Origin of the sequence: Pseudomonas sp. BIGb0558 (assembly GCF_024807515.1) — a bacterium.
Taxonomy (GTDB): domain Bacteria; phylum Pseudomonadota; class Gammaproteobacteria; order Pseudomonadales; family Pseudomonadaceae; genus Aquipseudomonas; species Aquipseudomonas yamanorum_A.
Genome location: NZ_JANUEW010000009.1, coordinates 148,369 through 170,696 on the forward strand (window position 1 = coordinate 148,369; position 22,328 = coordinate 170,696).

Below are 22,328 nucleotides of genomic sequence, written 5' to 3' on the forward strand. Positions count from 1 at the left end.
AGGGCGGCCAGGGCTATCTCGATCTGGTAATCCGATCAGTGTGGGAGCTGGCTTGCCTGCGATAGCGGTGGGTCAGCCAGCCTATTGCGTGACTGACCCACCGCAATCGCGGGCAAGCCCGCTCCCACAGTGGGTGGTTACCAGAGCGCCAGGGTGTAGCCCAGCATCACGCGGTTCTCGTTAACGTCGTTGAAGTAGTTGCCTTTGCTCAGCGCGTTGCGCCAGCGCATCGACACGCCTTTGAAAGGCCCGTTCTGCACCACGTAACCCAGGTCCAGATCGCGCTCCCACTCGCGGCCTTCGCGGTTGAAGCCGAGCACCTCGGCCGAATCACCCTTGGCGTACTTGATCCCGAACAGCAGGCCCGGCAAACCGAGGTCGGCAAAGTTGTAGTCATAGCGGGCGTGCCAGGCACGTTCCTTGGTCTGGGTGAAGTTGCTGAACTGGTACTCGGTGAACAGGTAGGTGATGGAGCCGTCCAGGTAAGTAAACGGCGTGGTGCCGTATTGCTGCTGGAAGCCGCCGCCAATGCTGTGGCCGCCGTAGGTGTAGGTCAGGCGGCTGCTCAACGCGCTGTTGTCGACCTTGCCCGCCAGGCCCGCACCGTCCTTGTCGGACTTGAAGTAGCGCACGTCGGTTTTCAGCGTGCCCGGTCCCAGGCCGAAGTTGTTCTTGAAGCCCACGTATTGCTGCTGGTAGATGCTGTCCAGCGCAGCGTAGTGGTAGCTGAGCAAGGTGTTGGGGGTCAGCGAATAGTCGCCACCGGCAAAGCGAAACTGGTCGCTCAGGGCGGTGCTTTTGTAGACCTTGCTCACCGTGGTCAGCTTCATGTCTTCGTAGTTGGTGGAGTCACGGTCCTTGGCCTGGTCGATCTGGCCGAGGGTGATTTTCAAGTTGCTGATGTCGTTGGACACCAACTGGGTGCCGCTGAAGGACTGCGGGAACAGACGGCTGGTGTTGGGTTGCAGGATCGGGAGGTCCGGCACCAGGTAACCCACACGCAGCTCGCTTTTTGCGAAGCGCGCCTTGGCGGTTACGCCCAGTTTGGAGTAATCGTCAGAGACGTTTTTGTCGCTGTCACGCTGCAGCAAGCCCGTACCGGACAGCCCAGGGCTGGAGTCGAGTTTCACCCCCAGCATGCCGGTCAGGTCCAGGCCGAAGCCCACGGTGCCTTCGGTGAAACCGGACTTGATGCCGAGGATAAAACCTTGGGCCCACTCGGCGCGCATCGACTGGGACGCCGCTTCGCGGTAGTCACGGTTGAAGTAGTAGTTCTTCAATTCCAGCGTACCGCTGCTGTCCTTGATGAAGTCTGCGTAGGCCAGTGACGGGACCAGCCCGCTGCTGACAACGCCGACGCCGGTGATGAGTTGAGTCAGGGATTTTTTCATTTTTTTAGCTCCTGGCAGTGTGGTGGGGGTTGGTGTTTTTATTGTTCTTCGGGCATGGCTTCGCCGTTCGCGCAAATCAGTGATTTGCGCGGCGGGTGACGTCAGTCCTGGGTTACAGCGCTAGCGGTACGGGGCCTTGGCGGATGCGGTAGCCACCGTTTTCAAGTTTCTCCAAGGGGCTGGCAGCGGCCAGCAGCTTGCGGGTGTAAGGGTGTTGCGGGCGGTCGAAGATCTCGTCGCGGGCGCCCATTTCCACCACCCTGCCCTCGCTCATCACCGCCACCCGGTGGGCGATGCGTTCCACCGCCGCCAGGTCGTGGGAGATGAACAGGCAGGCAAAGCCGTATTGCGCCTGCAGGCGTTCGAACAGCTCGAGGATCTGCTTCTGGATGGTCATGTCCAGCGCCGAGATCGGCTCATCGGCGATCACCAGGCGCGGGTGACGCACCAGTGCCCGGCCGATGGCCACGCGTTGGCGCTGGCCACCGGACAACTGGTGCGGGAAGCGGTCGACAAACTGCTCCGCCAGGCCAATGTCCACCAGGGTTTTCGCCACCCGTTCCCGACGTTGCGCCGGCGTCATGCCGGGCACATGGCGCAGGGGTTCGGCGAGGATGTCGCCGATCTTCATGCGCGGGTCGAGGGACGAATACGGGTCCTGGAAAATCATCTGGCATTGCAGGCGATGGTCGCGGTTGCCGGCTTTGAGAATGTCCACGCCTTCAAACTCGATGGCACCGGAACACGGGCTGTTCAGGCCGACAATCGCCCGGCCCAGGGTGGTCTTGCCCGAGCCGCTGCCACCCACCAGCGCCAGGGTTTCCCCGGGGGCGATGGACAGGTTGGCCGAGTGCACCACCCGCTTGAACTGGCTGCGGCCCCACAGGCTGCGCGGCCCAGGGTGTTCGATGCACACGTCCTTGACCGTGAGCAACGGCCGGTCTGCCTTGGGCAAGGCTGCCAGGGTGCCGCGCCGCGGCAGGGCTTCCAGCAGTTGCCGGGTGTACTCGGCCTTGGGCGCCAGCAGGATCTGCTCGATGGTGCCCTGCTCCACCGCGCGGCCTTCGCGCATCACCACCACTTTGTCGGCGTAGCGCGCCACCAGCGACAGGTCGTGGCTGATAAACAGGATCGCAGTGCCCTGCTCGCGGGTCAGGTCGAGCATCAGCTTCAACACGTCCAGTTGCGCCAGGCAATCGAGGGCCGTGGTGGGCTCGTCGGCAATCAGCAACGCCGGGCGCAGCAGCATCACCGAGGCGAGCATGATGCGCTGGCGCATGCCGCCGGAGAACTCGTGGGGAAACGCCGCCAGGCAACGCTCGGCGTCCTTGATGCCGATATGCCCGAGCATCTCCAGGCTGCGCTCGCGGATCTGCGCCTCGGTCAGTTTGGTGTGCAGGCGCAGGCCTTCGGCCATTTGCTCGCCGATGCTCATGGACGGGTTGAGGGACACCATGGGTTCCTGGAACACCATGCCGATCTTCGCCCCGCGCAACTGGCGCAATTGCTCCGGCGCCAGGCTGCCCAGGTCATGGCCCTGGAAGCGCACCTGGCCGCTGCATTGTTCCAGGGGCGGTGGCAGCAGGCCGATGGCGGCGCGGGCGGCCATGGTCTTGCCGCTGCCGGACTCGCCCACCAGCGCCACGATTTCGCCGGGCGCGATGGTGAAGCTCAGGTCGTTGACCGCCAGCGGGCCGTGGGCCCCCACGCGGATTTTCAGTTGGTCGACTGCCAGAAGGATGTCAGTCATGGTCATTTACTCATCCGCGGGTCGAGACGATCGCGCAAGGCATCGCCACACAGGTTGAACGCCAGCAACGCCATGGCGATGCAGACACCGGGAAACAGCCCCAGCCAACTGGCTGTGGCGATATACGGCCGGCTGGCGGCGAGCATGTTGCCCCAGGTGGCGGCCGGCGGCGGAACGCCCAGGCCGAGGAAACTCAGGGAGCTTTCCGCCAGGATCGCCCAGCCGAACATGCTGGTGGCGAGCACGCACACCGGTGCCACGCAGTTCGGCGCGATGTGCCGCAGCATGGTGTACAGCTCGGAGTTGCCGATCACCCGCGAGGCCTCGACAAACTCTTTCTCGCGCAGCGACAGCACCGTGCCGCGCACTACCCGCACCACCGACGGCGTGTAGGCCAGGCTCAGCGCAAACACGATCCCGTAGAGGCTCGGGCCGATGATCGCCATCAAGCCCAGGGCCAGCAGGATGCCGGGAAACGCCAGCAATGCGTCGTTGACCATCATCAAGCCACGGTCGACCCAGCCCCGCAGGAACCCGGCCAGCAGGCCCAGCACTGTGCCGGCGGTGATCGCCAGCGTCACCGTCAACACACTCACCCACAGGCTGGTGTGCGCGCCGATCATCAGGCGGCTCAGCACATCGCGGCCGTACTCATCGGTGCCCAGCCAGTGCGCGGCCGTGGGCGCCTGCAAGCGCGCCAACAGGTTCAGGGCCAACGGGTCGTGGGGCGTCCAGACCAGGCCGAGCAAGGCCATGATCAACAACAAGGCCAGCAGCAGCGCACCGATCAGCGCGTTCAACGGCGGCACACGCCAGGCCCTGGGGGCACGCGCCGGTGCCGGCAACAGCACCTCGGGTGCGGCAGGTAGAGGCTTATTCATAACTTAACCCTGGGGTCGAAGAGCGGGTACAGCAGGTCCACCAACAGGTTGACCAGCACATAAACAAAGGTCACCAGCAGCAGGCAGCCTTGCAGCACCGGGTAGTCCCGGGCGTAGATGGCGTCGACCATCAGCCGGCCGATGCCCGGCAGGGTGAACACCGTTTCGAGCACCGCGATGCCGCTGAGCAGGTTGCCGAGGATCAGGCCGATCAGGGTCAGGGTCGGCGCAAACGAGTTGCGCAGCGCATGCCGCCACAGCACCGCCCGCTCCGACAGGCCCTTGGCCCGGGCGTGGGTGATGTATTCCAGGCGCAGCACTTCGATTGCACTGGCCCGGGCCATGCGGGTGATTGCGCCCAGTTCCACCAGGGTCAGGGTGACAATCGGCAGCACGATAAAACTCAACGCCTGCCACGGCGACTGGCCGAACGACACATACCCCACCACCGGCAACCAGCCAAGCTTGATGCCGAACGCATAGAGCAACAGCAAGCCGAGCCAGAAGCTGGGAATCGACAGCAACAGGGTGGCGGTCGACACCACGCCAAAGTCCAGGGAGCTGTTCTGTTTCCACGCCGAGAGCAAACCGGCCGGTACCGCAATCAACGCCGCGAGCAACACCGAGACCAGCACGATCCCGGCACTCACCTGGAAGCGGTCAAGGATCAGCGGCAACACCGCCTCATTGGTGGTGATGGAATGCCCGAGGTCGCCACTGAGCACCGCCTTGAGCCAGATCACAAACTGCAGCGGCAACGGCTGGTCCAGGCCCAGGGACGCACGCGCGACCTCCAGGCTATGGGCGTCGGCCATGTCACCCAGCATCAGCAGCGCCGGGTCACCGGGCACCAGGCGGATGATCGCGAATACCATCAGCGAGATCAGCAGCAAGGTCGGGATCGACATCGCCAGCCGTTGGAAGATGAAACGCAACATCCTCAGTTACTCCCGGTGGCAGGCACGCTGACGGTCCACAGGCGCGGCTTGGACACCGGCCAGGTGCGCAGGCCGTGCACGTAATCGCGGCTGGCGGCGATGGCGTTGCCGTTGTACATCGGGATCATCGGCACGTCCTTGAGCATCTGCTGATGCAGTTGATCAAACAGCGCCTGGCGCTTGGTGATGTCGCCTTCGCGCTGGGCTTCACGCAGCCATTCCTGGGCCTGGGGGTTGTCCCAGACCTTGCGGGCTTCCTTGTCCTTGTCGCCGGTCATGGAGTCGAAACTCAGGGCCGGGTCGAGGCGTTCGGAATACGGGAACGCCATCATCTGGTAGTTGCCGGTCTGGTAGCGCTCCAGCTGAGTGCCCCACTCCAGGGTTTCCAGTTCCAGGTTGATGCCGCTGGCCTTGGCCATGGCTTGCACGAACACGCCCATGTCGAAGATCGCGGCGTAGCGTTTGTTGACGATCAGCTTGATCGGCTGGCCTTTATAGCCGGCTTCACGCAGCAGTTGGGCAGTCTTGGCCGGGTCGAAGTCGAAGCCCTGGTTCTCGATGGCCTGGTGGTAGTGGCTGCCGCTGGCGACCATCGAGTTGTTGGCCTGGGAGCGGCCACCGGTCAAGGCGGCGACGATTTGCGCCGAATCCAGCGAATGGGCGATGGCCTGGCGCAGGCGCACATCCTTGAGCAACGGGTCGCGGGTCTGGAACAACAGCGCGTTGACCGACATGGTGCCGCTGGAGGTGACCTTGATGCCGGGGTTGGCCGCCAGTTCGGTGGCGTCCAGCGGTGTGACGTCAATCAGCAGGTCGACATTCTTCGACAGCAAGGCCGCCTTGGCCGCCGCCGGGTCGGGGATCACCAGCAGGCGTACGCGGTCGAGGGTGGTGGTTTTATTGCCGGTGTAGCCGTCCGGTTCTTTCTCGTCACGCGGGGTGTAATGGGCGTTGCGCAGCAGGTCGATGTACTGGCCGGGCTTCCACTCGCCCAGGCGGAACGGGCCGGTGCCGATGGGGGTTTTCCATTGGCCGTCGACCACCGAGTCGGGGTGCAGGATGCCGCTGCCGCCGCATTCCGGCAGCGCGGTGCTGGTCAGGAACAGGCCGTTGGGTTTGTCCAGGGTGAACACCACGGTGAGTGTGTCCGGGGCGCTCATGTCGACGATCTTGGCGCCGCCATGGCCATCGAATTCAGGGGCGCAGCGCCACTGGGTTTTCGGGTCGAGGTAGTGTTTCCAGGTCCACAGCACTTCGGCGGAGGTCAACGGCGCACCGTTCTGGAACTTGACCCCGCTGCGCAGATGGAAGGTGTAGCGCAGGCCGTCGTCGGACACCTGCACGTCCTTGGCCAGCAGCGGGCCGACGGTGGCATCTTCGCGGAAGGCCACCAGTCCTTCGGTAATGTGCAAGATGACGGCGTCGGAATTGGTGTCACGGTTGACACCTGGCTCGGTGCTGCGAATGTCGGCGTTCAACGCGACCTTCAACAGATTCTCGGCGTGGGCAGTGCCCACCAGCGCGGCGGACAAGGCGCCAGCCAGGATTAAAGTCTTGTTCATGATAAATGCACCTTGAATGATCCTTACGCTTGGGTTCGGACGCTGGCAGGACCCAAAAAGAGGCACGGCCGAACACCTGAATAGTTGTTGTTGTTTTAGTCGCTGATTACGGTTTGCGAATGTTCCTGGACCGATCTTATTCGCCACCGGATGAACTTGAGAAGAACGCTCCGAGTGATCGGGCTCGGTTTATCCGATCATCAACCGTCCGTGGGTTGCCCAGGCCTTACCGTACCGAGAAATCAGGGCCTGTAGCTGAAAAACAGGCGGTTTTTCCGATCAGAAATAATGATCGTGATCACTCATACCGATCTGTGCGCACCTATAGTCATCAGATAAGCTGGCTGGCATTCAATGGTTTAAATGCAGCACTGACTGAGTCGACTGTCATGACCCTCACCCATCTTCGTGCGTTCTGCTCCGTGGTTGAAAAAGGCAGCTTCCGCTCTGCCGCACGCCAACTGGATGTGGCGCAAAGCACCCTGACCCAATCGATCCAGACCCTGGAAAAAGAACTCGGGGTGGTGCTGCTGCAACGCTCCAACCAGGGCATCAACCTGACCCCGGCCGGCGAGGTGTTCCTGGCCCGCGCCCGCTCCATCACCCTCGATTGCGAACGCGCCCTGCTCGACCTGCAACCCTGGAAAGGCGAGCCCGAAGGCCATATCGCCCTGGGCGTCACCTCCGAACCCTTGGCCGAGCTGCTGCTGCCGGTACTGAGCAACTTCACCCAGCGCTTCCCGCGCATGCAGGTGCATGTGGCCAGCGATACGACCAAAGGCCTGGTGGAAAAAGTCCGCGATGGGCGCCTGGATTTCGTCTTGTGCCCCCTGGCGCCCAACGTGGCCGATATCGACCTGGCCATCGACCGCCTCTACAGCTCCAACGCCGGCATCATTGCGCGCAAGGGCCACCCGCAGGCCCACGCAAAATCCGTGCAAGCCCTCACCGACTGCCAGTGGATCAGCGTACGCCCGGCCGGCGTGGTAGGCGGCGCGGAGAACCGCTTGATCGAACTGTTCCGCACCCAGGGCCTGGCGCCGCCGAAGATCGCGATCACCACCGATTCGTTGCTGGAAACCCTGCACATCGTCTCGGAAACCGACTACCTGACCATCGAGCCGCGCATGCTGCCGGGGATGAAGCTGTTTTCCAGCGCCCTGACCACCATCGCCATCGACGAGCCGCTGGCCCCCCGCGATGTGTGCCTGATCAGCCGCCGCTCATCACCGCTTACCAGCGTCAGCCAGGAACTGACCAGCATGCTGATTTCCTATTCGCGGCTGGTGCACCGCAGCCGTTGATCTTCCTCCCACCACGAGCCTGTTTATGCCCATGTCCTACGATGGTTTGTCCCGCGCCAGCGCCAGCAGTGTCGGCGTTGATCCCGAGCACCTGATTGCCTTTCTCGACGAAGTGAAAGCGGCCGGCCTGGACCTGCAAGGCCTGATGCTGCACCGCCACGGCCACGTGGTCGCCGAAGGCTGGAGCTGGCCGGTGGACCCCAACGAGCCACGGGTATTGCACTCGGTGGCCAAGAGCTTTACCGCCTGCGCCATTGGCCTGGCGCTGGATGAAGGGTTGCTGAAACTGGATGACCGGCTGGTGGGGTTCTTCCCCGAGTTCGTGCCGGCCGATGCCGACCCGCGCCTGGCGGACATGACCGTGGAGCACCTGCTGACCATGCGCACCGGCCACGCCGCCAATACCTCGGGCTCCGTGTGGCGCGGGATCGAGACCAGCTGGATTACCGAATTCTTCAAGATCCCGCTGGCCTATGCGCCGGGCACCACCTACGTCTATACCAGTGCGGCGAGCTACATGCTCTCGGCGCTGATCAACAAGGTCACCGGGCAGACCTTGCACGCTTATCTCAAACCGCGGCTATTTGTGCCGCTGGACATCCATAACGAACGCTGGGACATCGGCCCCGACGGTGTGAACCCCGGCGGTAACGGGCTCAAGGCACCTACGTCGGCCATGCTCAAGCTGGCCGTGCTGCATGCACAAGGCGGCGTGTGGAATGGCCAGCAGATTCTGCCGGCCGCCTGGGTTGCTGCGGCCACCCGGCCACAAGGTGGGCCGGACAGTCGTTACGGTTATCACTGGATGATGAAGCCGGCACACGCCTTCAGTGCCGTGGGTGTGTTTGTGCAAATGGCGATGGTGTTTCGTGAGTACGGCGCAACGCTGGTGGTGATCGGCGGGATGAAGAATTCGGCAGAGCTGATCCCGTTTGTCGAGCGGCATTTTCCGGCGGCGTTTGGCAGTGATTGCAGCGTCAACCCTGAAGCGGATGCGCGGTTGGAGGGGCGTTTGGCGAGCATGGCGCTGCGGCCTGATTTGCTTTCAGCCTGCGCCGGACCGGCGGATTTCACTGGTGGCTATCAGGTGGAACCGAACGGCCTGGATGTGCGGCAACTGGCGTTCACCGTTGAGGGTGATGTGCTGCGCTTCCAACTGACCGACAGCAAGGCCAGCCATGTCCTTGAAGTGGGGATTGATCGCTGGATCACCGGCACCACCAGCATACCGGGTCGAGCGTTGCACCACGGTTATGAATTCAAGGACGCGCAGATCGTTGCCGGTGCGCGCTGGCTGGATACCGGGACGCTGGAGATGACCTGGATCTACCCGCAGACGGCGTTTCGCGACCGGGTGGTGTGTGAATTTGACCGTGACCGCGTGCGTGTGGCGCGTACGGTCAACGTCAACAGTGCCGGGAAGGAGCAGGAAGTCTTGGTCGGCATGAAGCTCTAATGTGGGAGCCGGGCTTGCCCGCGATGCAGGCAACTCGGTACCCCAGCCACACCGCAGCGCTCCCATCGCAGCCTCGCTAAAGCTCGACAGCTCCCACATTGGAATGTGTTCACAAATCAAAATGTGGGAGCTGGCTTGCCTGCGATACAGGCGACTCGGTACCCCAGTCACACCGCAGCGCTCCCAACGCAGCCTCGCTAAAGCTCGACAGCTCCCACATTGGAATGTATTCACAAATCAAAATGTGGGAGCTGCCTGCGATACAGGCCACTCGGTGCCCCAGTCACACCGCAGCGCTCCCCTCGCAGCCTCGCTAAAGCTCGACAGCTCCCACATTGGCATGTATTCACAAATCAAAATGTAGGAGCTGGCTTGCCTGCGATACAGGCGACTCGGTGCCCCGGTCACACCGCGGTGATCCCATCGCAGCCTCGCTAAAGCTCGACAGCTCCCACATTGGAATGTATCCACAATCAAAATGTGGGAGCTGCCTGCGATACAGGCGACTCGGTGCCCCGGTCACACCGCGGTGATCCCATCGCAGCCTCGCTAAAGCTCGACAGCTCCCACATTGGAATGTATTCACAAATCAAAATGTGGGAGCTGGCTTGCCTGCGATACAGGCAACTCGGTACCCCAGCCACACCGCGGTGATCCCATCGCAGCCTCGCTAAAGCTCGACAGCTCCCACATTGGCATGTATTCACAAATCAAAATGTGGGAGCTAGCTTGCCTGCGATACAGGCGACTCGGTACCCCAGTCACACCGCGGTGATCCCATCGCAGCCTCGCTAAAGCTCGACAGCTCCCACATTGGAATGTATCCACAAATCAAAATGTAGGAGCTGGCTTGCCTGCGATACAGGCAACTCGCTACCCCAGTCACACCGCAGCGCTCCCATCGCAGCCTCGCTAAAGCTCGACAGCTCCCACATTGGAATGTATCCACAAATCAAAATGTAGGAGCTGGCTTGCCTGCGATACAGGCGACTCGGTGCCCCGGTCACACGGCGGTGATCCCATCGCGGCCTCGCTAAAGCTCGACAGCTCCCACATTGGAATGTATTCACAAATCAAAATGTGGGAGCTGGCTTGCCTGCGATACAGGCGACTCGGTACCCCAGTCACACCGCAGCGCTCCCATCGCAGCCTCGCTAAAGCTCGACAGCTCCCACAACCATCGCGGCCAGTTCTTCGCGGCTGCGGCTGATCATCACGCCGACTTGTGCAAGGTGGTCAACCGCTGCCACGCCGCCCTCCTCGCTGATCCCCCGGCACGCCGGCAAGTGCAGGATCACCTCGAAACCGGCCTTGAACAGTTGCAAGACGGTGGTCTTGACGCAGTAGTCCAGCGCCAGGCCACCGACGATCACGCGCCGAATGCCCTGGGCATTGAGGTATTCAATGACCCCGGTGGAGAGTTTGTCGTGGAGGTCGTGAAAGCAGGCGCCGTAGGGATGCAGGTCGGGCTCGACGCCTTTCCAGATGAAGTAGTCGTAGTCATAGGGCGTGGGTAATTCGTCCAGCAGCGTGAAACCCTCGGTGCCGGGCACGCAGTGGGCCACCCAGGTGACATCGGCATGCACCAAGCCGGTGGGTTGCAGCATCTCGCTGTGGTGCGAGACCACCCAGGGCGCGTGCGGGGTGTGGGCGTCCTTGCTGCCCACACGGCGCCCGGCGAGGCTGGCCATATAGTTGAGTTCACTACCGATCTGGTCGCCGCCGGCCACCGGCAGTTCAGCGGGGCACAGCGGCGTGAAACTCTTCTGGGCATCGACATCAAATGAGGCAACAGCGGTTTTCGGGACGGTCATTTTGGCGTTCTCCTCTGGCATGCGCACAAAAGCACAGGGCCAGGTAAAGGAGCAAGTGCCGTCAGTTCATCCAGTTGCCGCCGTCGACGTTGTAGGTCTGGGCAACCACGTAGTCAGCCTCTTTTGACGCGAGGAAAATCGCCATGCCGGTAAGGTCTTCTGCGGTGCCCATCCGCCCGTAAGGCACCTCTGCCCCCACGCGCTTTTTCTTCTCCCCCAGCGGTAGCCCTTCATGCCGGGCGAACATCGCATCCACCCCGTCCCAATGTTCACCGTCCACCACGCCCGGCGCGATGGCATTCACGTTGATGCCCTGCTTGATCAAATTCAGCCCCGCCGACTGCGTGAGGCTGATCACCGCCGCCTTGGTCGCGCAGTACACCGCCACCAGCGGCTCACCACGGCGCCCGGCCTGGCTGGCCATGTTGATGATCTTGCCGCCATGGCCCTGCTTGATCATCTGCTTGGCAGCCGCCTGCAAGGTGAACAGCGTTCCGGCGACGTTGATCGAGAACAACCGGTCGAAGCTGTCGCGGGTGATGTCGGTGATGGGTGCCAGGTCGAACAACGCGGCGTTGTTGATCAGGATATCGAGCTTGCCGGCCTGGGCCACCACGGCGGCAATCGCGGCGTCGATGGAGGCCTGGTCGGTGACGTCCATCGCCACCGCGTAAGCCATCGGGCCCAGCTCGGCGGCGGTGGCCCGGGCCCGTTCCAGGTCGATGTCGGCGATGGCAACGGTGGCGCCTTCGTTGATGTAGGCCTGGGCAAATGCCCGGCCAATGCCCCGGGCGCTGCCGGTGACCAGCGCGCTTTTACCTTCCAGTCGTTTCATGAATACGGTGTCCATAAGGTGATTATTTCGGGTAGCCGGCGCGTTTCATTTCACGCTCGGTGGTGGACTGCGCCTCGGCCAGCGCCTTGTCGACGGTCATGCCGCCGGTGAGCGCCGCCGAAAACAGCTTGCCCACCGAGGTGCCGATGGCCTGGAACTCGGGGATCGTCACGTATTGGATGCCCACGTACGGCACGGGCTTGGCCGATGGGTGCGCAGGGTCGGCGTGTTGCATCATCTGCAAGGTCACCTTGGCGAACGGCGCCGCAGCCAGGTACGCCGCGTTGTAGGTGGACTGACGCGTGCCCGGCGGCACGTTGGTGATGCCGTCCTTGTCCGCCACCAACTGGATGTATTCCTTGGAGGTGGCCCAGGTGATGAAGGCTTTGGCGGCGTCCTTGTGTTTGGAGGTGGCCGGGATCGCGAGAGACCAGGCGTACAGCCACGACGAGCCCTTGTCGGTGACCTCGGTGGGTGCGGCGGCAAAGCCCACGCTGTCGGCCACCTTGCTTTGGGTTTTGTCGGTGGTGAACGAGCCGGCGACGCTGGCGTCGACCCAGATCGCGCATTTGCCGCTGTTGAACAGCGCCAGGGTTTCGTTGAAACCGTTGCTGGAGACGCCCGGCGGGCCGTAGTTCTTCAGGGTGTTGACGTAGAAGTTGGCTGCCGCGGTCCACTCGGGGCTGGTCAGCTCGGGCTTCCATTGCCCGTCAAACCAGCGGGCGCCAAAGGCGTTGGCCATGGTGCTCAGCAGCGCGACGTTTTCACCCCAGCCGGCCTTGCCCCGCAGGCACATGCCGTATTGGTCCTTGGCGGGTTGGTTGAGCTTGGCGGCGAACTCGCCCAGTTGGGTCCAGGTCGGATGCTCGGGCATCGTCAGGCCCGCCTGTTTGAACAGGTCGGTGCGGTAATAGGTGACGGTGCTTTCGCCATAGAACGGCAAGGCATAGAGGGTGTTGTTCACCGACAGCCCCTGGCGCACGGCCGGGAAGATGTCGTCCACGTCGTAGTCGGCAGGCAGTGGCGTGATCGGTTCCAGCCAGTGCTTGGCGCCCCACAATGGAGTTTCGTAGGTGCCGATGGTCAGCACATCGAACTGGCCGCCCTGGGTGGCGATGTCGGTGGTGAGGCGTTGACGCAGGACGTTTTCTTCGAGCACCACCCAATTGAGTTTCACGTCCGGGTGTTGTTGCTCGAACACCTTGGACAGGCGTTGCATGCGGATCATGTCGCTGTTGTTGACGGTGGCGATGGTCACGGTTTCGGCCGCGTGGGCGGCGATTGCCAGCGTGAGGCCGGAGAGCAGGAACAGCGCTTTCGGAATCTTGAACATGGCGGTTTCCACTTATTGTTTTTGTTGTTGACGGCCCGATTACAGCAGCTTGCCCGGAACCGGACAAACGACTGGCGGATGCCCGGCTGATACTTTTTTAACCGCTCAGCCCAAATCAAAAAAGTATCAGTGGCGGGCAAAACCCGGGGTAGCGGCTGCCCGGGCAAAGGGCGTATTTTGGTCCCATTCCAAAAAGCCCAGAAGGGCCAAGCCCATGCCTGCAAGCCTCTCCGCCCTTTTCGAGCAACGCCCCGCCGAGCTGGAAGTGATTCTGGCCGAGCCCGAACATGGCTTTCGCTGGTACGAACATGACTATCCGTTCGAACTCGCGCGCTGGAACCATCACCCCGAATTCGAGATTCACCTGATCCGCCAGGGCAGCGGCAAGTTGGTGGCGGGCGACTATATCGGTGCGTTTGGCGCCGGCCATGTCGCACTGATCGGCCCCGACCTGCCCCACGACTGGATCGGCGACCTGGCGCCGGGCGAATACCTGACCGGGCGCGACGTGGTGTTGCAGTTCGACGGGGCTGCGCTGCTGGCCCTGCGCACCACCCTGCCCGAGCTGGGCGACCTGCAAAGCCTGTTTGACCGAGCCCGGCGCGGCCTGGAATTTACCGGCGAGACCGCCCTGAAGGCTGCGCAACTGCTGGAATCCATCGGGCCCGCCCAAGGCCTGGCGCGCCTGATTCTGTTCATCCAGTTGCTGCACACCTTAATGCAGGCGCCCTCCGGGGAAGCCCACTGCCTGGCCAGTGCCTGCTACACGCCGAGCCTGGACGCCCGCAGCTCGGAGCGAATCCACAAGGCTTTCGATTACCTGATGACGGAGTTGACCGGCGACCTGCGGCTGTCGGTGATCGCCCAACGCCTGGACATGAGCGAGCCGGGCTTTTCGCGGTTCTTCAAGCGCGTCACCGGCCACGGCTTTATCGACCTGATGCGCAAGTTCCGGGTGCAGCGTGCCTGCCGCCTGTTACTGCAAAGCGAAATGTCCGTGGCGGATATCTGCTTTGAAGTGGGCTACGCCAACCTCTCCAACTTCAACCGGCACTTTCGTATCGAGATGAACCAGACTCCCACCGAATATCGCCGGGAAACCGCAACGTATCTGTTCAACCGCAACGGTGATCAGGCGCTGCCGTTTACCAAGGCGCATTTCTGACCAAAAGGCCGACTATTTCCCACTTTTCTTAATTCGTTCATGCAATTGACACAAATTGGTACAACCTGTGCAAACGTTTGCGGAACGAACTTGGCAGCCAAGTTCACCTCAACCCGAAGAATCGGGCCACAACCGCGTACGAACAGGGATTTTCAATGCACCCCACTTCCAGACGACCCACGTCGGCCACTCCTTTTGCTGTTTCCCTGCTACTGGCTGCCGTTACGGGAGTACTCAGCGCACCCATTTTGGCGCAGCAAAAACCCGCCGATGACTCAGCACAGGGCGAAACCCTCGCCCCGCAAGACAGCCCCTCGAAAAAAGGCGTGTACCTGTCGGACTGGTTCAACCAGGACCTGACGGTAATCGGCAGCAAAGACATCAGCTTCGGCCCCAAACCCGCCGATGACGTTTACCTGGAGTACGAATACTTTGGCCGCAAGGGCCCGTTCGAACTGTATGGCTACGTCGACATCCCGAAAATCTTCGGCATCGGCAACAGCAATGACAAAGGCGCCTGGGACCACGGCTCCCCGGTGTTCATGGAACACGAACCGCGTATCTCCATCGACTACCTGGCCGGCCGCAGCCTGGCCATCGGGCCGTTCAAGGAATGGTACGTGGCGTTCGACTGGATCTACGACCACGGCAGCAACAAGGCCAACCGCGCCAACACCTTGTACAGCGGCCTGGGCACCGACATCGAGACCCACTCGCGGGTCAACCTGTCGGCGAACTTCTATGGCCGCTACCAGTGGGAAAACTACGGCGCCAGCAACGAATATTCGTGGGACGGCTACCGGGCACAGATGAAATACATCGTGCCCATCGGCAGCTTCGACAATGGTGCCTCGCTGACCTATATCGGCTTTACCAACTACGATTTCGGCTCGGACCTGCACAAAGACAACCCCGCGCGCACCGCCAACTCACTGGTTGCAACAAACGTGCTGTTGTATTCGTTCACTCACCTGCGCTTCACCCTGGTCGGCCGTTACTTCCATAACGGCGGCAACTGGGAAGACGGCAGCGAGCTGAACTTTGGCGACGGTAATTTCCGCGCCCGCTCCAACGGCTGGGGTTACTACGCCGGTGTGGGCTATCAATTCTGAGTGTGAACAAGGAGCAGTAGATGAAGATTTTTACCCGTCTTTCCATCGCCATCGGCCTGGCCGCCGGGGCGCTGTTGCCGCAAGTCGTGCTGGCCGATACGCCGGCCCCGATCAAGCCCAAGGTGATGCTGATCACCATGTTCGCCCCCGAGGCGCAAAACTGGATCGATCGCCTGGAGCTTAAACAGGAAGTACGCGTACCGGGCCTGTCGGCCGAGTATCCGGTGATCCGCTGCAATACCCAGGACGTGTGCCTGCTGGTCACCGGCATGGGCCAGACCAACGCTGCCGCCTCGACCCTGGCACTGGCGTTGTCGCCCAAGTTCGACCTGCGCCAGAGCTACTTCCTGATTGCCGGGATTGCCGGGATCAACCCGCACCACGGCACCATCGGCACCGCCGCGTGGGCCCATTACCTGGTGGAGTTCGGCACCCAGTGGGAGCTGGACTCACGGGATGCACCGAAGGATTGGCCGACCGGTTACATCGGCATCAATACCAAGGGGCCGAACGAGAAACCGCCGCTGGACTACAAGACCGAAGTCTTCGAGCTCAATCCCAAACTGCAGGCCAAGGCGTTTGCGCTGTCGCAGAAAGTCGAACTCAGCGAAAGCAGGGAGTCCGCGGCCTGGCGCAAACACTATCCGTACGCGCCGGCCAATCAGCCGCCGCAGGTCACCCGGTGCGACACCCTGGCGGGCAATACCTGGTTCTCCGGGACGCGCCTGAGTGAGCGCGCCGAGGTCTGGACCAAATTGCTGACGGACAATAAAGGCGTGTACTGCACCACCCAGCAGGAAGACAACTCCACCTATGAGGCGTTGTTGCGGGCCAGCCGTGAAGGTTTGGTGGATATCAATCGCCTGGCGGTGGTGCGGGCCGGTTCCGATTTTGATCGACCGTACCCGGGCTACAGCGAAGTGGACAACCTGTTGAAATACGCAGACCAGGGCGGTTTTGTGCCAGCACTGGAGAACCTGTACCGCACCGGTAACCCGCTGGTGCAGGCGATTCTGAAGAACTGGTCGGCGTGGGAGAAAGGCGTTCCGCAAGAGTAAAGACTGCGCAGTACGTCTGTAGGAGCAAGCTTGCTCGCGATGGTGGTTAACGATAACGCGGGGCATCGGGTACCCCGCGTCGTTCTCAGGCTTTTCGCGAGCAAGCTCGCTCCTACAGGGGTTGATCAGGGCAGGAAGATAATCTTGTCTGCGCTGCCCTGGTTCACTTCCTCAAAGCACTGCACACCGTCGGCCAGCGATACTTCCCGCAAGCCGGTCGGCAACGGCAACAAATCCTCGTCAAAGAACCGCCCGAATTGCTCAAGCATCACGGCGCACTGTTCGCAGTTGTAGAGCAACGAATTGATCCCCACCACCGAACCGCCCTTGCGATACAACGCCAGGGCCGGCAGTTGCACGTGCCCGTCCACCGGCGCGGCGATGATCGCGATACGACCGAAAGGCGCCAGCGCCGCCACGGCAGCCGGCAACCAGAAGCCGGTGGTGTCGAAAATCACATCGGCGCCCCCGCCGAACAAGGCATTGACCTGTCCGCCCAGCGCCTCCGGCTGCCCCAGTAAAATCCCCTCGAAACCCTGCTCACGCAAGGCCTCGACCTGCTCCGGCCGACGCACGGCCCCCAACACCTGGGCACCACGAATTTTCGCCAAGGCCAGGGCCGCACTGCCTACCGCCCCGTTGGCACCAATCACCAGCAAACGCGTACCTTTGCCGACACCGCTGCGCTCAAGGGCGTCCCACGCCGTGGTGTACGGCACGCCGAGGCTGGCGGCCTGGGCAAAGCTCAAATGGCTGGGCTTGTGGGCCACGCCCTTGGCCGACACGGTGAGGTACTGGGCGTGGGAACCGTCGGCAAAAAAGCCCAGGTCACGGCCGGTGCCCCAGACTTCCTGGCCGACCAGGTGCTGCGGGCCTTCAACCACGACCCCAGCAAAATCACGCCCGGGAATGCGTGGCAACGTGGTGTAAGGGAAACGCCCGAGTACGTTCTTGACGTCGCTGGGGTTCAGCCCGGCAGCCTTGATCTGCACCAGGACTTCACCCACTGCCGGCACCGGAGTGGGGACTTCGACGTAAGCAAGGGCAGCGAGATCGCCAGTGGCGGAAAATTGCAGTGCTTTCATGGCCAACATCCATCGAGGTTAAAAAGGGTTTCAGGACAACCAGGTGCTGATCAACTGCCGCCCCATGGGCCAGAGCTTCTCGCCCATCAACATGCCCATCAGCCCTACCAGGGCGATGGCGGGAGGCGCAGGCGAACGAAAGTCCAGGGCACCGTAAATCACGCCGACCAACAGGCCGATGGCCAAGGAAATCAGGTAATTCATGGAACGCTCCGCAGCAAGGGTTGATGCGGTCAGTGTAGGGGGCTCAAATCCGAAGCATCGGCCAAGTGCTTCAGGATTTCGGCCAAGCCTCAGACAGGATACTGCGACGGCGCCATCCCCAGTTCACGGCGAAACATGTCGCTGAAACTGCTGGGGGAATAACCCAGCGACCGGGCGATGGCACTGACCGACTGGCCCTGGATCAACTCGGCCACGGCGGTGGCCAGTTGCACCTGCCGACGCCACTCGGCAAAGCCCATGCCCAGGCTGTTCTGGAACAGCCGGGCCAGGGTGCGCACGCTGGCACCGGAGGCTTCGGCGTGCTGCTCGAAGGGAATGTCCAGGGACGGCGACGCCATCACCGCCTGGCACGCGCTCATCAGGCGGCGGTCGGCGCCCACGGGCAAGGCAATGCGAATCGGCGAACGCCGGGCCCGTTGCAGCTCCAGCAGGGCCAGGCCGACCACTGCCTCGTAGTAGGCCTGATCACCCTTGTCGCCCTGCTCTACCAACGCCACGATCAGTTCGCGCAGCAGCCCGCCGACCTCGATCACTTGCACCTGGCTGTCCAGGGTCGCGGCCAGTGCCGGGCGCAGGTAGATGTTGCGCATCTGCAGGTCGGACACCACGCGAATCCCGTGCTCCACACCCGGCGGCAGCCACACCGCGCGCTGGGGCGGCACCACCAGCGCTTCCTGAGGCGTCTCGACCCACATCACACCACTCATCGCATACAGCAACTGGCCCCAATCATGTTGATGCGGCTCAACGTACAACCCACGCGGGTAGGTACGCGCCAAGGGTTGCACGGGGACGGCGTGGTTACTGAGGTCGGGGGGTGCGGCAAGGGCCATGGAAGGCACATCGTTGAAGGATGGACAGCCATGGTAATGACCCGTGTCGGATAATCCGAGTGAATTTTTACCGTCTGGGGAGGGTCACTTAAAGACACAAGGAGGGTTAACGGATCCATGACTAACGCAAAACTTTTCGTGATCGACTACACGCTGCATGGCCAGCCCAAGTCATTCATCATCCGCCTGGAAAAACTCGACAACGCCGAAGCCTGGCATTGGGCAAGCTGCGACGCGGGCGTGGGTCGCATCGGGCGCTTTGCCCGGGAGCAGGTGAAGAAGACCAGCCAGCCCCAGGCCGAGAAATTCGGCATCGAAAACGTGCAATGGCGCCGCTCGGATGCGCGCCCCAGCGCGTGAAACGATGACGCGGGGCATTTGGTGCCCCGCGTCACTCCCGGGTGTTTCGCGAGCAAGCTCGCTCCTACAGGAGGTGGCCTGCGTTAGCCATGGGCCGACTTGGCACATTCGCACCCGGTCGCCGAAGCACAAGGCTCACCATGGGCATGATGCTCGGCGCAGCCTTGGCAGCAATAGCCCTTGCCATCCTTCATCACCGCGTTTTTCCCCAACTGGCAGTTGCAGTGAGGGCAGGCGCATGTTTTCTCTTGCATGGTCAGACTCCTTTTTCATGGTCGTCCAGGTGCGGCGAACGCCGGCACCTCAAGGAGTGACTATAGGCAATGATGCAAGGTTCAAAGGCCCGTCAGTCCGCCCGACGGGCGTTGCTGCGGTACATGAACACCAGGGCCAGCGCCAGGCAGAGCATCGCCACGATCCGGCTACCGGACAGCTCGATGGCCGGGTTGCCGAGCCAGCCGAAGTTGTCGATCAGCATGCCCATGCCCAACTGCCCGACAATCACCGCCACCGTCGCCACCGCAGTGCCGACAATCGGTACCGCACCGACCATCACCATCATGTACACCACCCCGAACAACGCCCCGGTCAGTTGCCATTTGGGCACGTCCAGCAGGCTGACGGCATGGGCCGGTTCAAAGAACAGAATCAGCAAACCCGTACTGATTGCCCCCACCACAAACGTCAGCAGGCTGCTGCGCAAAACGCCCACCGCCTGCCCGAGGCGGCCGTTGATGGCTGCCTGCACACTCAATACCGCACCGGCAGCCACGACCACTACCAACAATAGAACCAGATTCATCGCCTTAACCCCGTGCAATCAGAACAAGTGCCACCACAATCAACCCCAGTGCGATCCAACGCTCCACGTTGACCCGCTTGCGTGCAGTGCCGAACCAGCCGAAGTGGTCGATCAGCACGCTCTTGCCCACCTGGCCCGACAAGATCGCGATCATGGTCATCGCGATGCCGATATGCGGTGTGGCCAGGGTCAGCACCACCACGTACATCGGCCCCAGGAAGCCACCAATCAATTGCCAGCGCGGCAGATCGGTCAACGCCGGGCCCTTTTGCGGACCGCTGAACAGCAGCAGCAAAAACAGGATCGCCGAGCCGACGCCGAAGATGCTCAAGGTCGCCCACAAATGCCCGACCTGCACACCCAGCGGGCCCAGCAACCCGGCCTCTACCGACAAGCCCATGCCGGCGAAAATCACCAGTGGCAGCAACAGCAACCGAAGAAACGTCTTGGGCCTGGCCTGAGCCACACCCGCCATTGAAGAAGCCTGCATACATCACCTGCGCGTTAGAGAGAGGAACAATGGCGCGCATTATCCGGTGGCACTGCTGTGCGATAAATGGGAGCATGCCGACAACACCTTTGCGTAAATCGCACAGAACGGAGTGATGATGCAGGGCTTGAACGAACTGAGTTTCAAGGCGCTTCGCCTGTTTGTCGCCGTGCTGGACTACGGCAGTTTCTCTGAAGTCGCACGCCGCGAGGGCCTGGCGCCCTCCTCCATTTCCCGGCAAATCCAGCTGATGGAACAGGCCCTGGGCCAGCAGCTGTTGTATCGGCATACCCGTGCCGTCAGCCCTACCGAAGCCGGGCGCCTGCTGGGCCGTCATGCACGGTTGATGCTGGAGCAACTGGAAGCCGCCGGCCAGGCGCTGCAGGAACAGGAAAGCGAACCCAGTGGGCTGGTGCGCATCAACGCGCCCATGGTGTTTGGCCAGCGCCATCTGTCGCCGTGGCTGGGGGAGTTGTGCCGGCGTTATCCGAAGCTGCAACTGGATATCCAGCAAACCGACACCTATGTCGACCCGTTGCAAGACGGCACCGACCTGCTGTTTCGCATTGGCGTGCTGAACGATTCCGGCATGCAGGCGCGAATCTTCGCTCCCCAGCGCTTCCGCCTCGCCGCCAGTCCTGGCTATCTGGAGCGTTTCGGTACACCGCAACATCCCGACGAACTGGTCAACCACCAATGCCTGGCCTACAAGGGCGTTACCGGCCAGCAGCGCTGGTTCTTCCGCCGTGACCAGGGTGACTGGACGCCCTACAGCGTCAAAGGCCCGATCACCGGCAACCATGCCGATACCCTGACCCACGCCGCAGAGCAAGGCCTGGGCCTGGTGGTGTTTCCATCGTGGCTGATCGGCGAAGGCCTGCGCGCCGGCACGCTGCAGGCGGTGCTGACCGACTATGAAGTGGCGACGACCCTGGAGCCGCAACAGATTGCCGCGTTGTGGCCCGGTAGTCGGCGGTTGTCGTTGAAGGTGCGCACCGTGATCGACTACTTCGTCGAGTGTTTTGGGACGGTGCCGTACTGGGACCGTTGAACCCTCAGTGCCCCTATTCGCCCCACCCTGTCAGAGAAAATTCTCCTTCGGGTAAGTCCGGTCTGTTTTTGCGAAACACTGGTCCAAAGTCTCTTGCACTCGGGCAGACTTCGATGAATTCCTTCAGGAGAGACGTCATGGATGCCAGTCATTACCCGTTCGGAAACACCCACTCACACGCGCAAAAATCACCCTCGACCAGCAGTCGGCTGACCTTTGCCTGGCTTCGAAATTTTGGCTATATTTGGCCAAAATCCGGAGAAGACCACATGATTACCGTACCGTTGGGCGAAGCAAAAAATAACCTGTCGAAACTGGTCGATGATGCCGCCGCCGGCCAGATCATCACCATCGCCAAGCATGGGCGCGCCATGGCCCGCCTTGTCCCCGTCGGGAAGCCGACAGGCCGACGCATCGGCGCAATGAAAGGGAAACTGGTGCTACCGGATGACTTTGATGCGCCATTGCCAGACGACATGCTGGATGCGTTCGAGGGAAACCACCCATGAGGGTGTTGCTGGACACCCACATCCTGCTGTGGGCCCTGAGCGATGATCCAAAACTGTCCACCAAGGCCCGAAAGCTGATCGAGAACGCGGCAGAAATCTACGTCAGCGCTGCTACATTCTGGGAGCTGGCAATAAAGGTCGGGCTCGGAAAGCTCAACGTAAACCTGGAGGAAATTCGCGAATACTGCCTCGAAAGCGGTTACGTGGAATTACCCATCACCTCGGAACACGCCATCGCGGTGAAGGACCTCGAGCACCATCACCGGGACCCGTTTGACCGACTGATCATCGCGACGGCCATCATCGAACCGATGAAGCTGGTGACAGCCGATCCGATGGTGGCGAAATACACGTCATTGGCGGTTCTGACCTGA

General features: G+C 62.0%; 23 protein-coding genes. 9 read left to right on the forward strand and 14 right to left on the reverse strand.

Going from position 1 to position 22,328, the window contains the following annotated elements; genetic code table 11:
* Positions 1-137 precede the first annotated feature (137 nt).
* The 5 genes from M2400_RS14115 to M2400_RS14135 all read right to left on the reverse strand — a co-directional run bounded on the left by M2400_RS14115 (position 138) and on the right by M2400_RS14135 (position 6,522).
* Positions 138-1,391 carry an OprD family porin gene (locus M2400_RS14115; RefSeq protein WP_259197208.1) on the reverse strand — a complete coding sequence of 418 codons (1,254 nt, stop codon included), beginning with the start codon at positions 1,389-1,391 and terminating at the stop codon, positions 138-140.
* 112 nt (positions 1,392-1,503) lie between these two features.
* The gene (locus M2400_RS14120) at positions 1,504-3,147 is read right to left on the reverse strand and encodes an ABC transporter ATP-binding protein (protein WP_177078320.1); all 1,644 of its coding nucleotides are present in this window, start codon (positions 3,145-3,147) and stop codon (positions 1,504-1,506) included.
* Positions 3,144-4,022 carry an ABC transporter permease gene (locus M2400_RS14125; RefSeq protein WP_003208137.1) on the reverse strand — a complete coding sequence of 293 codons (879 nt, stop codon included), beginning with the start codon at positions 4,020-4,022 and terminating at the stop codon, positions 3,144-3,146. The genes M2400_RS14120 and M2400_RS14125 overlap by 4 nt, the downstream gene beginning before the upstream one ends.
* Positions 4,019-4,960, reverse strand: a complete 942-nt coding sequence (locus M2400_RS14130; protein ID WP_003208135.1) for an ABC transporter permease — start codon at positions 4,958-4,960, stop codon at positions 4,019-4,021. The genes M2400_RS14125 and M2400_RS14130 overlap by 4 nt, the downstream gene beginning before the upstream one ends.
* 2 nt (positions 4,961-4,962) lie before the next feature.
* The gene (locus tag M2400_RS14135; protein WP_259197215.1) at positions 4,963-6,522 is read right to left on the reverse strand and encodes an ABC transporter substrate-binding protein; all 1,560 of its coding nucleotides are present in this window, start codon (positions 6,520-6,522) and stop codon (positions 4,963-4,965) included.
* A gap of 389 nt (positions 6,523-6,911) precedes the next feature.
* Here M2400_RS14135 and M2400_RS14140 point away from each other — a divergent pair, with 389 nt between their 5' ends.
* Positions 6,912-7,826, forward strand: a complete 915-nt coding sequence (locus tag M2400_RS14140; RefSeq protein ID WP_177044620.1) for a LysR substrate-binding domain-containing protein — start codon at positions 6,912-6,914, stop codon at positions 7,824-7,826.
* Between the two features lie 25 nt (positions 7,827-7,851).
* Positions 7,852-9,282 carry a serine hydrolase gene (locus tag M2400_RS14145; protein WP_259197216.1) on the forward strand — a complete coding sequence of 477 codons (1,431 nt, stop codon included), beginning with the start codon at positions 7,852-7,854 and terminating at the stop codon, positions 9,280-9,282.
* Positions 9,283-10,436: 1,154 nt separating this feature from the next.
* Here the strand turns inward: M2400_RS14145 and M2400_RS14150 are convergent.
* The 3 genes from M2400_RS14150 to M2400_RS14160 form a co-directional block, all read right to left on the reverse strand.
* Entirely contained in the window at positions 10,437-11,096 is a 660-nt protein-coding gene (locus M2400_RS14150; protein ID WP_177044616.1) for a nicotinamidase, read from the reverse strand.
* Positions 11,097-11,157: 61 nt separating this feature from the next.
* Entirely contained in the window at positions 11,158-11,931 is a 774-nt protein-coding gene (locus M2400_RS14155; protein WP_259197217.1) for an L-iditol 2-dehydrogenase, read from the reverse strand.
* Positions 11,932-11,953: 22 nt separating this feature from the next.
* Complete coding sequence (locus M2400_RS14160) at positions 11,954-13,264, reverse strand: sugar ABC transporter substrate-binding protein (RefSeq protein ID WP_259197218.1); 1,311 nt, start codon at positions 13,262-13,264, stop codon at positions 11,954-11,956.
* A 214-nt stretch (positions 13,265-13,478) separates the two neighbouring features.
* Here M2400_RS14160 and M2400_RS14165 point away from each other — a divergent pair, with 214 nt between their 5' ends.
* The 3 genes from M2400_RS14165 (at position 13,479) to M2400_RS14175 (ending at position 16,599) form a co-directional block, all read left to right on the forward strand.
* Positions 13,479-14,429 (forward strand): AraC family transcriptional regulator, encoded by a 951-nt coding sequence (locus tag M2400_RS14165; protein ID WP_259197221.1) that lies wholly within the window; start codon positions 13,479-13,481, stop codon positions 14,427-14,429.
* Between the two features lie 155 nt (positions 14,430-14,584).
* Positions 14,585-15,541 (forward strand): nucleoside-specific channel-forming protein Tsx, encoded by a 957-nt coding sequence (locus M2400_RS14170; RefSeq protein WP_177044609.1) that lies wholly within the window; start codon positions 14,585-14,587, stop codon positions 15,539-15,541.
* Positions 15,542-15,561: 20 nt separating this feature from the next.
* The gene (locus M2400_RS14175) at positions 15,562-16,599 is read left to right on the forward strand and encodes a purine nucleoside permease (protein ID WP_259197226.1); all 1,038 of its coding nucleotides are present in this window, start codon (positions 15,562-15,564) and stop codon (positions 16,597-16,599) included.
* Between the two features lie 125 nt (positions 16,600-16,724).
* Here M2400_RS14175 and M2400_RS14185 read toward each other — a convergent pair whose 3' ends face one another.
* The 3 genes from M2400_RS14185 to M2400_RS14195 form a co-directional block, all read right to left on the reverse strand.
* A complete protein-coding gene (locus M2400_RS14185; RefSeq protein ID WP_177120804.1) occupies positions 16,725-17,684 on the reverse strand; it encodes a zinc-binding alcohol dehydrogenase family protein in 960 nt (319 codons plus the stop codon).
* Positions 17,685-17,714: 30 nt separating this feature from the next.
* A complete protein-coding gene (locus M2400_RS14190) occupies positions 17,715-17,888 on the reverse strand; it encodes a XapX domain-containing protein (protein ID WP_259197228.1) in 174 nt (57 codons plus the stop codon).
* An 89-nt stretch (positions 17,889-17,977) separates the two neighbouring features.
* Entirely contained in the window at positions 17,978-18,742 is a 765-nt protein-coding gene (locus tag M2400_RS14195; protein ID WP_177044588.1) for a helix-turn-helix domain-containing protein, read from the reverse strand.
* Positions 18,743-18,859: 117 nt separating this feature from the next.
* Here M2400_RS14195 and M2400_RS14200 point away from each other — a divergent pair, with 117 nt between their 5' ends.
* Positions 18,860-19,102 carry a DUF6555 family protein gene (locus M2400_RS14200; RefSeq protein WP_003208104.1) on the forward strand — a complete coding sequence of 81 codons (243 nt, stop codon included), beginning with the start codon at positions 18,860-18,862 and terminating at the stop codon, positions 19,100-19,102.
* 83 nt (positions 19,103-19,185) lie between these two features.
* Here the strand turns inward: M2400_RS14200 and M2400_RS14205 are convergent, their stop codons facing one another.
* From M2400_RS14205 to M2400_RS14215, 3 genes are all read right to left on the reverse strand, one after another.
* Positions 19,186-19,356, reverse strand: coding sequence for a metallothionein (locus M2400_RS14205; RefSeq protein WP_008437063.1), 171 nt, complete (start codon positions 19,354-19,356; stop codon positions 19,186-19,188).
* 92 nt (positions 19,357-19,448) lie between these two features.
* Positions 19,449-19,904 carry a DMT family transporter gene (locus tag M2400_RS14210; RefSeq protein ID WP_177120805.1) on the reverse strand — a complete coding sequence of 152 codons (456 nt, stop codon included), beginning with the start codon at positions 19,902-19,904 and terminating at the stop codon, positions 19,449-19,451.
* A 4-nt stretch (positions 19,905-19,908) separates the two neighbouring features.
* Positions 19,909-20,394, reverse strand: coding sequence for a DMT family transporter (locus M2400_RS14215; protein WP_177078449.1), 486 nt, complete (start codon positions 20,392-20,394; stop codon positions 19,909-19,911).
* A 118-nt stretch (positions 20,395-20,512) separates the two neighbouring features.
* On the opposite strand from M2400_RS14215, the gene M2400_RS14220 reads away from it, so the two are divergent.
* The 3 genes from M2400_RS14220 to M2400_RS14230 all read left to right on the forward strand — a co-directional run bounded on the left by M2400_RS14220 (position 20,513) and on the right by M2400_RS14230 (position 22,328).
* Positions 20,513-21,445 (forward strand): LysR family transcriptional regulator, encoded by a 933-nt coding sequence (locus M2400_RS14220; RefSeq protein ID WP_177078570.1) that lies wholly within the window; start codon positions 20,513-20,515, stop codon positions 21,443-21,445.
* Positions 21,446-21,582: 137 nt separating this feature from the next.
* Complete coding sequence (locus M2400_RS14225; protein ID WP_256348136.1) at positions 21,583-21,954, forward strand: type II toxin-antitoxin system Phd/YefM family antitoxin; 372 nt, start codon at positions 21,583-21,585, stop codon at positions 21,952-21,954.
* Positions 21,951-22,328 carry a type II toxin-antitoxin system VapC family toxin gene (locus tag M2400_RS14230; protein WP_177044580.1) on the forward strand — a complete coding sequence of 126 codons (378 nt, stop codon included), beginning with the start codon at positions 21,951-21,953 and terminating at the stop codon, positions 22,326-22,328. The genes M2400_RS14225 and M2400_RS14230 overlap by 4 nt, the downstream gene beginning before the upstream one ends.